This is a genomic window from Brevibacillus sp. HD3.3A (assembly GCF_013284375.2).
GTDB lineage: Bacteria > Bacillota > Bacilli > Brevibacillales > Brevibacillaceae > Brevibacillus > Brevibacillus parabrevis.
The window spans coordinates 2262628-2274826 of the sequence record NZ_CP085874.1 but is presented as its reverse complement, the minus strand read 5'-3'; the positions used below and the strand labels follow the sequence as shown (position 1 = coordinate 2274826).

Sequence of the window (12199 nt, the reverse complement as noted above, 5' to 3'; positions counted from 1 at the left end):
TCACCCGAACCTTTTTCCGTGTAAGCAGATCGAGAAACATACCTTTATCTTATCACAGAAGGTTGTCTTTTGCTCCTCCAAAGCACACTTGCCGCTGTGCCGCGCTTGCTTTTGGCATGCAAAAAGACCGCCCTCGCATGAAGGCGGTCTTTGCTTTTTAACCGGAACGTCGCCAAAGCTTGGCGCCTCCCGGTATTCCAATCATATCCAGCAGGAAATGCTGTAAGCCAGGTTCTGTCTCTCCCGTGCTTCAAACGGGCCAAGCCCTCGCACCAAGAGCGGTAGCCATCTATCTATGGCATCCAAAGATACCATCCGTCCCTTCCGTTTGGTTCCTTCAGGACGGTTCCCCTACCAAATTTGGGTTTCTCGCTCGCAGGGTTTACCGCGTTCCATCTTTTCTGTCGCCAGAAAAGCTACGTTTCTGTGGCACTTTCAGCGTACTCGGGCCTCAGAGAGAGCCCTTTCCACGCCGTCAGCAAAGCTTGCGCCTCACTGCCCTGGCTTGCGCCAGGTACGAACACTCCAAGCATCTCAGCTTGGGCGAGCCTGGACTTTCCTCTACCGCCAACCGCCTAAGCGATTGCGGCAGCGACTACCCACATTTCCCGCATTCACGAATCAGTACTACATACTCTATCACATGCGCCGTTTGCGGTCAACTAACAGAAGCTGGAATGTTCGCATTCGATCCAATCGCAAACCTGTAGTACAATAGAGAGGCTACAAGGAGGGTTGATTGTGATAAACATTACCTCGCAGGCGGCAGCGCGCCTTGTCCTGATGATTGCGGAAGAACACGACGCAGACAAGCTCGGAATCAAGCTTGTTCCAACCACGACCGGATGCGGCAGCTTCACCTACAGCATTGCCATTACCGAAGCGGACAAGCGCGACCAGATTGAGGAAATCAACAGCATCCGCTTCTTCTATCAACCGCAAGATGTGGACAAGCTGATCGGCACCGTCATTGACTGCGACCCTGTCACGGGGCGATTCTCGATTCATCATCCCCGTCCGCAAGAAAACAGCTGCACGCTTACTCACTGACCAGGAGGTTTTTATGCTACTGCTTCCCTTTGAAAACATCAAGCCTAACATTCATCCCAGCGTTTTTCTGGCCAAAGGCTCTGTCGTAACAGGCGACGTTGAGATTGGCGAAGACTCTTCCATTTGGTACAACACCGTAATTCGCGGTGACATCGCGCCAACCGTGATCGGCAAACGGGTGAGCGTGCAGGACAACAGCACCTTGCACCAAAGCCCGAACAATCCGCTGATCCTCGAAGATGAAGTCACCGTCGGGCACAATGCCGTCCTGCACAGCTGCGTGGTGCGCCGCGGCGCGTTAATCGGGATGGGAGCGATCATTTTGGACCGGGCCGAAATCGGCGAAGAGGCGATGGTCGCCGCCGGAGCGCTCGTTCCTCCGGGAATGAAAGTGCCACCGCGCACGCTCGTCGTCGGCAATCCCGCGAAAGTAAAGCGCGAGCTGACAGAAGCCGACTTCAAGGAACTGGTGCGCATTCGCCAGTCCTATGTGGACAAAGGAAAAACGTACCGCCAGCTGGAAGAAAACCCGCTGGAGAGATAAAGCGAAAGGTCGAGGACTGGTCATAACCCCGTCAAGTAGACAACAATGAAAAGTCTGTTTATGCAGCGACTGCTTTCCGGTATTCAATCGGAGAGCGGTCGCTAAATTTTTTCTGAAAACGATCATAGTTGTAATAGGAAATGTACTCAGCGATAGCTTGCAGAAGTTCTTCTTGACTTGTCGGTGGGTGCAGATAGATTTTTTCCGTTTTTAGATGGGAAAAGAACGACTCGATGCAGGCATTATCTAAGCAGTTTCCTCTTCTAGAATGGCTGCCTAACAGACCATACTGCTCGAGTTTCTGATTGTATACTTTTCCGGTATATTGGAAGCCCTGATCGGAGTGCAGAATCGTTCCTTTAAGCTTAGTTAAGGGAAGTTGTTCTAAAGTTTGCATAACCAACGCCAGATCATTGCGGTGTGAGATCTGCCAGGCTACAATCTCATTGTTAAACAAATCCTGAACAGCAGAAAGATAATAATATTTCTCGCCTACAGACAGATAAGTAATGTCTGTTACTAACTTTGTTTTAGGGGTGTCAGCATGGAAATCACGTTCTAAACGATTTGGCTGGACAACCGATGCCTGCTTGCCAAAGAACCGCCTTTTTTTACGGATCAATGAGCGTATGTTTAGTTCTTTCATCAATCGGTAAACCCGTTTATGGTTTACATGCATGCCTTCTTTACGAAGAGCAGTTGTCATACGCAGATAGCCATAATAAGGATGAAGCCGATGGATGGCCATCATGTGTTCTTTCACGTGTTGTTCTGACTCGGTGCGTTTTTGTGAATTCGCCCGAGATATACGCCACTTATAGTATCCCGCACGGGATACCTGTGCTAGTTGTAACAGCCAAGAAAGTGGATGAATGGAGCGAAGCTCATCTATGATGGAAAAACGTGCTGCTTTCAGTGTCACTCCCCGTGTAGATTTGGATACCGCTTTTTTAGATAATCGTTCTCCGCTTTGATGTAAGCTAATTCTTCCTCGATGCTCGAAAATTTAGTTTTTGTTCTTCCTTTTCGCCAAGCTGTCTTTCCTCGTTGGTCCTCTTTCAACTCTCCTCGTTCTTTCTGTTGATGCTTCTTTATCCATTCCTGAACTTGAGTTTTGCTACGTACTCCTAACTGTGCTGCAATCCGATACGGGCTCCATCCGTCCTCCACGTACAATTTAACTGCTTCAGCTTTAAATTCATCCGTATACCTTTTATTGCTACGTCTTGCTTCAGGCACGAAAAATCCCCTCCGGTCAACAATGGTAAGCCTATCTTATCAGACAGACTTTTTTCATTGTCAACCACGAGGGGATAATACCAACAATGCGTATGCCCTCGACCTTTTTTATTTTGCAAATCGCCCCATCACGATCGTGCTGTAATAGTTGCCGTCTGATAACAGCTTGTCCTGTTTCAGCACGCCCTCTGTCTCAAAGCCAAGCCGTTGATACAGCTCAATCGCCTTTTCATTCGTCTCCAGAACTTGCAGCGTCATTTTTTTCACGCCATGTTCATCTGCCCAGGCGATCGATTCTTGAAGCAGCTGCTTCCCGATGCCGTATCCCCAATATTCCTGCAAAACGCCTACGCCAAATTCAACCCGGTGCGCCAGTCGCTTGAGCGAGCTTCCTTGACAGCGCGAAAAGGCAACGATGCGACCGTTCGCCACCGCGACCAGGAACAGATTGCGCTCACTTTCCGAGTCAGCCCGGATCAATTCGCGAAAGGCAGCTTCATCCAGAAACCCCTCGCCTTTTTCTCTGTCCATATTTTCCGTTTCCCCATCGATTTGCAGTCGTACGGCTACCAGCTCGCTCGCGTCTTCCTCTTGGGCCGAACGAAGCGTATAAGCGAGTCCTTTTCCAGCAAAATCTCGCGGTGCTATTTTCATATCCCTCTGCCTCCTTCGTTGTCGTGACCCAAAAAGCCCCCTTTGCCCAGGAGGCTTGCTGCTTCTCACTTCTCTTTCCTTCTCATGCCGAGTGCTGCCGTTCCATATCGCGTATGTGCTCAAACAGCATGTAGGAGCGAATAGCCGTCTCCAGATGCAGCCGATCCGGTTCTTTCGTCGTAAAATGCTTTTGGAAAAAGGCCGAGAGCTTGTAAACAACTCCGCAATATTTGCGCACGTAGCGATCTCCGAACATTCCTACCAAAAGTCCGCCGACGCCGCAGACGATGCTCCACTCCATCGGCAAAAACCAGACAGAGAGCAGAAAGCCAACGAAAAACCAGACGACCAGATTAGTCGAGCAACCGTCATTGACGATGTCAGCCTTGGCAATTTGCGGCAAGGCGGCCAGCGATTTTCTGCCGGAATAGCTGAATACTTTATGTTCTGCACCGTGAAACTTTTTCATCATTTTTGGAAAAACAAAGTGAAAGCCGCCGATATAGACAGCCGCCCACATCGGGTCTACGACTGCCCAGGCCGGATGCACCAGAGCCGCCACTACATAGCAGGCGAGAAGCAGGTGAAAAAGCTGATAATACCAGGGAAAGGAGAAAAAAATACGATACCATAGCTTTCCAATCGTTTTGAGTGTGATTTTTTCCGCCCACATGTGGATAACGCCGTCTTTTACTTCCGCACAAGCCAGCACATTGCGATCGTGAAAAAGCACACCGCGCCCAAAAGACATCCCCATAATCATGTCGTTAGCTATTCTCCTTCCGCTCTAATGTCGTTATAATAGGTTGAGTTGTACGCAGAATGAAGGAGGTTTCCACAATTGATCCGCATGGTTCCAACAACACCACTAACACCGATACACGATCCATGGGAGCCGTTGTTTAATGCGACACCCCCCGCCTATAAATTGACCAGCGTCGAGTTTACTGTAACGAATCTGTGCAATCTCCGCTGCGAGCATTGTGCGGTTGGCGATACATTGCGATATAAAGACGATCCCGCTCTGCCTGTCGATCTCATCCTTCGTCGCCTGGACGAAGCCAAAGATTTGCTTACGCTAAGTATAACAGGCGGAGAACCGATGTACAGCGAACGAACTGTCAAGGAAGTCATCCAGCCCATCCTGCGCTACGCCGCGGATCGCGGGCTGCGGACCCAGATCAACTCCAACATGTCCATGCCCTTTTCCCGCTACGAACTGGTTTTGCCTTACATAGATGTCATGCATATTTCCTGGAACTGGTCTACCCCGGAGGAGTTTCATGATATTGTTTACGCAAAAGCCAGGCAGCCGGTTTCAGGCAAACAGGCAGAAGTGCAGTTTGAGCGGATGATGGACAACGCGCGCAAGCTCGCGGAGGCAGGCGTGTTTGTCTCGGCGGAGACGATGCTCAATCATCGCACCTGGCCCAAGCTGGAGACGCTCCATCGGCAAATCCAGGAAATGGGCAGCCGCAGACACGAAGTGCACCCGATGTACGCGAGTGATTTTGCCCGCGATCTCGACGTGCTTTCTCTCGATGAGCTGCGCCAGGCCATTCACCGGATGCTCGATGTCCGTAACGAAGATTTGTGGATGCTGTTCGGCACGCTGCCGTTTTTCGCTTGCAGTGCGGACGAAGCAGACAGGGCGTTGATCCAGCGGCTCCGTACGGCGAAAAATGTCACGACCCGCAACGATCCGGATGGTCGGAATCGCTTGAATATCAACATTTTTACGGGCGACGTGATCGTGACAGACTTCGGAGACGTGGAACCGCTCGGCAATATTCAAAAAGACGAGCTGCAACGCATGTTTGATACTTGGCAGGGACATTCCATGAACCAGAAAATCAACTGCTTCTGTCCAGCGGCCAAATGCGCGGGGCCAAACCTGCTCGTTGCCAACACTTACTACCCGGAGACGAATTTCACGATGCGCAAGGCACTCGTCTAGTTGGGCACGCTAAGACGAGAGGTGATGATCCATGAGCAGACGAAAACGTCCTCTCGTCCCGGGTGCCCAAGAAGGGCTGGATGCGTTGAAAGCACGAGTCGCCCATGTCGCTGACCCGAACCAGGCCAAGTACGAAGTGGCATCCGAGCTTCACGTCCCTTTGCAGCGCGGATACAACGGCCAGCTCACTTCGCACGATGCAGGCCGGATCGGCGGCAGACTGGGCGGCAGCATGGTCAAAGAAATGGTGCGGATGGCTGCGCAAGCGATGAATCCAAAATCATAACAGTCTCACGCTTTGGGAACCCTGCCTTTTGATGAAATCAAGCGGCGGGGTTCTTTTTTTCGATTAGCCGCGCCTTGCCCAAAAGCAAAAGCAGACTGGCAGACTGGCTGATGAGGATCAGGAGCATCCCGGAGAAAAACACTCCGTGCAAAAGCCTCGCTGAATACTTGTTTACAAAAAAAACCGCCCCGAGATTGGAGGCGGTTTTTTTGCTGTCCAGCTTCATAGCTGGTCGTCATCTGAGTTTGTCGAGTTTTTTCGCACTCGGCTTCCGGGGCCCGAGCATCGTCTTGCTGATGCTGTTCACTTTGTGGAAGGAATCGAACACTTGGTCGATCACTTCTACCAGCTCCCGAATTTGCACCACTTTCCCATAGACGCCCATGAAATGGTGTCTGACGTTTTTACCGTTGAAAAACCCTAGCATGGCCGCACCTCCTCGTAATCCTCTAGTACCACCTTATGCAGATCGGGGCCAAGAGGAAATGGCGAAGCGGGAATTTTCTTTGCCCCTTGCAAAGAAAGGATAGCCGGGCTATTTGTTCAATCAACGCGGACGCGGGGTCGCAGTTGGTCTTGGTGTCGGTCTGACGGTTGGTGTCGGCGGAGGTGCCGGGACAATTCGCTCCAGACGGGTTACACGGGCTTCCAGGCGGTTCATGCGCGTCTCCAGGCGATCTACCCGATCGTCGAGCTTGGTATAATCGTCGCGCAACGCGTCCACCCGGTTTTCCACGCGAGTCAGTCTCCGCTCGACATCGCTTGTGGGGGCAGGTGTTGTACTGACGGGGATGTACAAGTTTTGACCCACGTAAATGTAGTACGGATAGGCAATGTTATTCACTCGGATCAATTCCTGTACCGGCACGCCAAAGCGGGCCGCGATACTGTTCAATGTATCTCCCGCACGAACTGTGTAGTTCACGAATCTCACTCCTCCTATCGTTTCTTTGTTCGTTACTAACCTATGCCCGCCCGCAAGCAACGGAAATAAACCAATACCTATCTTTGCGAAAATGGTCATTCACCCAGTATATTCGCCGTGACAGGCTCGAAAAAACACGGCAAAGGCTAAAGGCAGCCAGAGCCAAAAGCTCGGCGTACAGCGTGCGTACAGTCACGGCAAAAAAGCAAAACGCCCCCAGCGCACAATGCGGCGCCAGAGGCTTTTTTGGCTATCTCGTTATTCTTATTTAAATACCGGTTCGGCAAATTGCGCCAATTTTTCCAGAGACGATTGCTCGACATCTGCGTGCAGGCTGTTTCCGTGCGAATCCATCGTGACAATCGCGGCGAAGCCTTTTACGCGCAAGTGCCACATCGCTTCCGGGATTCCAAATTCCATGAAGTCCACGCCTTCGACTTTTTCCAGGCACTCCGCATAATATTGCGCGGCACCGCCGATGGCATTCAGGTACACAGCGCCATGCTCATTCAACGCTTTCAACGTTTTTGCGCCCATTCCGCCTTTTCCGATAACAGCGCGGATTCCGAATTTCTTGATAATGTCACCCTGGTATGGCTCCTCGCGGATGGAGGTTGTCGGTCCAGCCGCTTTTACATGCCACTCGCCTGCTTCGTCTTTCAGCATTACCGGACCGCAATGGTAAATAATGCCCCCATTGAGGTCGACCGGACAGTCATGGTCCATCAGGTAGCTGTGCAAAGCATCGCGGCCTGTGTGCATTTCCCCGTTGATGATGACCACGTCGCCCACTTTCAGGCTGCGGATTTGTTCCTCGGAAATCGGCGCCTGGAGCACAACCTCGCGGCGCTCTTCAGCCGCTTCGCTCGCAGCTGCGGTCGGAGCCAAATCCATTGCCACAGCTTCATCCTTGTACAGATAGCGCAAAATTTCGCCTGTTTCTGCATGCAGACGAACCCCTTGACGGCGGAATGCCCAGCAGTTGTAGGCGACGGAAACGAAAAAGCTTGCTGGCAGGCGATTTTCCACGCCCACCTTACAGCCGAGCAAAGTGGAGTTTCCGCCGAAGCCCATCGTACCGATGCCCAGTTGATTGGCTGTTTCCATAATGTAGTTTTCCAGGGCAGCCAAATCCGGGTTTGGATTGACATCGTCCACAGAACGGAACAGTTGATGCTTCGCCAGCGCATAGCCGGAGGTGCGATCGCCACCGATCCCTACGCCGATGAAGCCGGCGCTACAGCCTTGGCCTTGGGCTTGGTAAACAGCATGCAGGATGCACTTGCGCACGCCATCCAGGTTGCGGCCTGCTTTGCCCAGACCTTCCAGCTCACAGGGGAGGGAATATTGGATGTTCTTGTTCTCACAGCCGCCGCCTTTCAAGATCAGCTTGATTTCAACTTCATCCTCTTCCCATTGCTCGAAGTGAATGACAGGCGTACCTGGCCCCAGGTTGTCGCCGCTGTTTGCCCCTGTCAAAGAATCAACGGAGTTCGGACGCAGCTTGCCTGTTTTGGTCGCCTCTACAATCGCTTCCTTGATCGCTTTTTTGATCGTGAGCTGGTTAACGCCAATCGGAGTTTTCACTTCAAATGTCGGCATTCCCGTATCTTGGCAGATCGGAGAAACATTTTCTTCTGCCATGACGACGTTTTGCGCGATGGTGGACAAAGACAGTGCTGCCCGTGTTCCGAGATCTTCTTTTACCTTGGCAGCATTGACGGCGCGACGCACGTCTGGCGGCAAGTTCGTAGAAGTATCCGTGATCAGTTCCAGAATGCTTTGCTTCAAGTTTTCCATCTAAGACGCCCCTTTTGACGTAAGTGTGAATGGTAGCTTAAACCGCCTATTATTATAGCACACGCTCTCCCCCCTGTCCGTACACCGCTGGGCAAAGACTTCATCATCCGTGAAACGTTCTTGCCTTTTGCCACGTCTTACTACTGAATCCACATCCTGACCAGATAGAGAAACGGGGGATTGAAAATGAAGAGAAAAGCAGCCGGGCTGCTCGCGACAGTCATCGTGCTTTGCGCCATGCCGCTCTTGTTCCCGGCAGGCACGCTCCACGAGCCGACAGTGACTGCGGCCGCAGAAAAAGACGGATTGCCACTCGTCGGCAGCTACGGGCAATTGAAAAAGCTGCTCAAAGCAACGGAGTACAACTACGCCATCGCAGAATCGGCTTTAAGCATGCCAACAGCAGCCCCGATGTCGAAAGCGGTTGCGGACAATGCAGCAGCAGGTGCATCCCGCGATTTTTCGACGACGAACACGCAGGTACAAGGCGTAGATGAAGCCGACATCGTCAAAACCGACGGAACCTACCTGTACCAGTCGACGAACCGGGAAGTGCGAATCGTCAAGGCTTACCCTGCAACCGAGATGCATGTCGTGAGCAGAATCGGCTACGAAAACGGTTTGTTCACCCCGCTGGAAATGTTCGTCGACGACCGCAGGCTGATCGTGATCGGCCAGGCGAATGAAACCGTCGAAATGGCCCCCCTCCCTGCTTCCAAGCGCGGCATTCCGTACTATCAAAACAATCAACTGGTCAAAGCGTTTGTCTACGACATTGCGGACAAAGCGCATCCTCGCCTGATCCGGCAGCTGGATGTGGAAGGCCAGTATTTGTCTTCCCGCAAAATCGGCGGCAGCTTGTACCTGACAGCGAACCGCTACATCGACACGTACCGGATTTTGCAGGAAAACAATGAACTGCCCGGCCCTGCCTATCGCGACAGCGCCTCGGGCGACAAGTTCCTGACAGTCCCGTATGACGACATCCGCTATTTTCCCGAAAACGTGCAGCCGAGTTACTTGATGGTCGCAGGCGTCAATCTCGACGATCCGAAGCAAAAAATGTCGCTGTCCGCCTATTTGGGGGCAGGCGAGAACATTTACGCCTCGCCAACGAGTCTGTATGTTGCCGTGACCGAACAAAAAGTGTTGCCGACGAAAATGAAGCAAGGAGAGTCAATCGCCCCTAGCTTCGCTCCGCCGCCCATGCAAACCGACACGACCATCTATCGCTTTGGCATGAACAACGGCCAAGTGACCTACGCAGCAAAAGGCAGCGTGCCGGGGCGCATCCTCAACCAGTTTTCCATGGATGAGTACGACGGCTATTTCCGGCTCGCGACGACGAGCGGGAACATTTGGCGCACCGATGAAAACACTTCGCAAAACAACGTCTACGTCCTCGACAGCAAGCTCGATCTGCACGGCAAGCTGGAAGGCGTCGCGCCTACCGAACGAATCTACTCGGTCCGGTTCATGGGCAAGCGCGCCTACATGGTCACTTTCAGAAACGTAGACCCGCTGTTTGTACTTGATTTGTCGAAGCCCGCAGCACCCCGCATTTTGGGAGCGCTAAAAATTCCCGGCTACAGCGACTACTTGCACCCGTACGACGAGAATCACATTATCGGGTTTGGCAAGGAAGCCGAATCTGACAAGGACAGAGCCTATTACCAAGGGATGAAAATCGCGCTGTTCGATGTCAGCGACGTCAGCAAGCCAAAAGAAAAGTTCAAAACCGTGATTGGCGACCGAGGCACCGATTCCGAGCTTCTGTACAATCACAAGGCGCTGCTTTTCTCCAAAGAAAAGGAACTGCTCGCTTTCCCTGTCACTGTCTTTGAATTAACGGAGGAGCAAAAGCAAAGCCCGGACATACGCGATTACGGCCACTTCACCTTCCAGGGCGCCTACGTCTATCATCTCGATTTGGCCAAAGGCTTCACGTTGACCGACAAGATCACGCACCTGAGCCAAGAAGATTTGAACAAAGCTGGAGAAGGCTGGTACGAAAACAGCAAAAACATCAAACGCATCCTGACGATTGACCGCACGCTGTACACCGTCTCGGACGACATCCTCAAAACCCAGCAGCTTGACGGGTCAAAAGCAGGGCGGACACTCACTCTGACGAAATAAAGGGAATGGTCTGTCACCCGGACAGGTTCTGTGCTAAGATGGGGTAATAGAGGCAGCGCAAAAAGAGAGGGTGTCACTACGTGGAGTATTTGAGTCTTAATTTGACCTCGACACTGGCGGGTTTGGCAGCCGTGCTGTTGGTCATGTTCATTCGCCTGCACTGGCCCTTCCGTTTTCAATATATGGCGAATTTGTACAAACGCCGTTTGGATGTTCGGCTTAGCTGGTTGGAGGCTTCCTACCGAAAAAACCGTTCGCGTGCAGTAGCCATGCTGGATAAATCGACTCATGAAATTATGATTGGCAATTACGAACTGGCTGAAAAATATATTGTTTCCGGCATCAATGTGTGCAAGGAACGCCCTTCTTTGTTCAACCAAGCGATGATTCACTACTTGTTCTACAATTTGGCGGTCGTGTACTACTCTTCCGGCCGATACAACGAATCGCTCGAAGTGGCTTTCCGCATTTACCAGCGCGACCAGGGAATGACCGATTCTTTGGCGCTCATCGCCTGCTCGCACGCCAGACTGGGCGAAATCGAAAGCGCGCTGGAAGCGTACCAGTTGATCGCCAGCAAGCGCTCCGCCAAGGAATGGAAGCTGTTTTGCCTGGCTGAAATCGAGGCGGCCAAAGGGAATTACGAACACGCTTTGACCTATCTTCGCCAGCTGCTGGACAAATCGGCCAGCTCCTTGCACTTCAACCGTTCCGAGCTGGAAAAACGCCTGGAAGAGTGGCAAAAGGCATCGACCCACGTCAGCTAAACACTCCTTGCCGTTGCATGAATTTTACCAAACACCGCACATGATTCAGGTGTGCGGTTTTCTATTGCCGCCTTTTCGCCCCAAGCTCTAGGCATGGTTGGCAGGCAAATGTGGGATTCTCGTAAAAAGTCGTTCCATTTTTCCCCCGCATCGCTGCTCTATACTATTTTCACATAGGTACGCCAGAAAGAGAGGTTTCTTTATGAAAAAGTTTGATGTTTCCATCCTGACTGTAGCCGTGCTCCTGACCGGGCTGGCAGTCATCGGAGTGTCCCAAGCAAAAGATTCCGCTGCACTCGATACAAATGCAGTAGCCAAGATCGGCGACGTCTCCATCTCGCAACACGAACTGTACGAGCAGATGAAAAAAGAGTCCGGCGCAAGTGTCATGTCCGATCTGGTCGCCATCGAGCTGTGCCGACAGGAAGGCGCCGCACAAGGCATTACCGTATCCGAGCAGGAGGTTGACGCAAAAGTCAATCCGATCAAGGACAAGCTGAAAACGCCGGAAAAATTCCAACAATACTTGAAGGAAAAAAACTTTACGAACGAAAAAGAGCTGCGCGAACGTATCAAAATGATTTTGCTGCGCGACAAGCTGCTTGAAAAAGCGTATCCGGTGACAGACGAGCAAATCAAGGAATACTACGAGAAAAACAAGGAAAAACTCGGAAAATCGCTGGAAGAAGCCCGTCCAGAGATTGCCGAGAAGCTGCAAGAGCGGAACAAGCGCAAAAACGTCGACGAGTGGATCACTCAACTCAAGAAAAAATACAATGTGCAAATTTCCGACCCTGTCCTGATCGAACCGGAGCAAGAATAGTTCCCATACGCCAAT

The 12199-nt window shown here is 51.8% G+C and carries 13 protein-coding genes and 1 other RNA gene; 7 read left to right on the top strand and 7 right to left on the bottom strand.

Annotated elements, in window-relative coordinates:
- Nucleotides 1–218 precede the first annotated feature (218 nt).
- An RNA gene (gene rnpB / locus HP435_RS11175) (RNase P RNA component class B) lies at nt 219–607 on the bottom strand.
- 134 nt (nt 608–741) lie between these two features.
- Here rnpB and HP435_RS11170 point away from each other — a divergent pair.
- Both HP435_RS11170 and HP435_RS11165 read left to right on the top strand, forming a co-directional pair.
- Nucleotides 742–1050: an iron-sulfur cluster biosynthesis family protein gene (locus HP435_RS11170; RefSeq protein ID WP_173600096.1), complete on the top strand. Its 309-nt coding sequence runs from the start codon at nt 742–744 to the stop codon at nt 1048–1050.
- Nucleotides 1051–1063: 13 nt separating this feature from the next.
- The gene (locus HP435_RS11165; protein WP_122965695.1) at nt 1064–1594 is read left to right on the top strand and encodes a gamma carbonic anhydrase; all 531 of its coding nucleotides are present in this window, start codon (nt 1064–1066) and stop codon (nt 1592–1594) included.
- A 58-nt stretch (nt 1595–1652) separates the two neighbouring features.
- Here HP435_RS11165 and HP435_RS11160 read toward each other — a convergent pair.
- The 3 genes from HP435_RS11160 to HP435_RS11150 all read right to left on the bottom strand — a co-directional run bounded on the left by HP435_RS11160 (nt 1653) and on the right by HP435_RS11150 (nt 4250).
- Nucleotides 1653–2833 (bottom strand): IS3 family transposase gene (locus tag HP435_RS11160; RefSeq protein ID WP_173600263.1). Its coding sequence is split into 2 segments (ribosomal slippage): nt 1653–2536 and nt 2536–2833, totalling 1182 coding nucleotides; the frame shifts between segments, so codons are not numbered across the junction.
- Nucleotides 2834–2941: 108 nt separating this feature from the next.
- Nucleotides 2942–3487, bottom strand: coding sequence for a GNAT family N-acetyltransferase (locus HP435_RS11155; RefSeq protein ID WP_173599745.1), 546 nt, complete (start codon nt 3485–3487; stop codon nt 2942–2944).
- Between the two features lie 82 nt (nt 3488–3569).
- The gene (locus tag HP435_RS11150; RefSeq protein ID WP_173595610.1) at nt 3570–4250 is read right to left on the bottom strand and encodes a DUF1385 domain-containing protein; all 681 of its coding nucleotides are present in this window, start codon (nt 4248–4250) and stop codon (nt 3570–3572) included.
- Between the two features lie 78 nt (nt 4251–4328).
- On the opposite strand from HP435_RS11150, the gene yfkAB reads away from it, so the two are divergent.
- Both yfkAB and HP435_RS11140 read left to right on the top strand, forming a co-directional pair.
- Nucleotides 4329–5444, top strand: a complete 1116-nt coding sequence (gene yfkAB / locus HP435_RS11145; protein ID WP_173595609.1) for a radical SAM/CxCxxxxC motif protein YfkAB — start codon at nt 4329–4331, stop codon at nt 5442–5444.
- A gap of 31 nt (nt 5445–5475) precedes the next feature.
- Nucleotides 5476–5730, top strand: a complete 255-nt coding sequence (locus HP435_RS11140; protein ID WP_122965691.1) for an alpha/beta-type small acid-soluble spore protein — start codon at nt 5476–5478, stop codon at nt 5728–5730.
- Between the two features lie 235 nt (nt 5731–5965).
- On the opposite strand, the gene HP435_RS11135 is transcribed toward HP435_RS11140, so the two are convergent.
- The 3 genes from HP435_RS11135 to HP435_RS11125 all read right to left on the bottom strand — a co-directional run bounded on the left by HP435_RS11135 (nt 5966) and on the right by HP435_RS11125 (nt 8455).
- Nucleotides 5966–6157 carry a hypothetical protein gene (locus HP435_RS11135; RefSeq protein WP_063227780.1) on the bottom strand — a complete coding sequence of 64 codons (192 nt, stop codon included), beginning with the start codon at nt 6155–6157 and terminating at the stop codon, nt 5966–5968.
- Between the two features lie 120 nt (nt 6158–6277).
- Nucleotides 6278–6655 carry a LysM peptidoglycan-binding domain-containing protein gene (locus HP435_RS11130; RefSeq protein ID WP_122965689.1) on the bottom strand — a complete coding sequence of 126 codons (378 nt, stop codon included), beginning with the start codon at nt 6653–6655 and terminating at the stop codon, nt 6278–6280.
- A gap of 264 nt (nt 6656–6919) precedes the next feature.
- Nucleotides 6920–8455 (bottom strand): fumarate hydratase, encoded by a 1536-nt coding sequence (locus HP435_RS11125; RefSeq protein ID WP_173599746.1) that lies wholly within the window; start codon nt 8453–8455, stop codon nt 6920–6922.
- A 186-nt stretch (nt 8456–8641) separates the two neighbouring features.
- On the opposite strand from HP435_RS11125, the gene HP435_RS11120 reads away from it, so the two are divergent.
- The 3 genes from HP435_RS11120 (at nt 8642) to HP435_RS11110 (ending at nt 12184) form a co-directional block, all read left to right on the top strand.
- Nucleotides 8642–10594, top strand: coding sequence for a beta-propeller domain-containing protein (locus tag HP435_RS11120; RefSeq protein ID WP_173599747.1), 1953 nt, complete (start codon nt 8642–8644; stop codon nt 10592–10594).
- An 80-nt stretch (nt 10595–10674) separates the two neighbouring features.
- Complete coding sequence (locus HP435_RS11115; RefSeq protein WP_173595605.1) at nt 10675–11361, top strand: tetratricopeptide repeat protein; 687 nt, start codon at nt 10675–10677, stop codon at nt 11359–11361.
- Between the two features lie 202 nt (nt 11362–11563).
- A complete protein-coding gene (locus HP435_RS11110) occupies nt 11564–12184 on the top strand; it encodes a peptidylprolyl isomerase (RefSeq protein WP_173599748.1) in 621 nt (206 codons plus the stop codon).
- Nucleotides 12185–12199 lie beyond the last annotated feature (15 nt).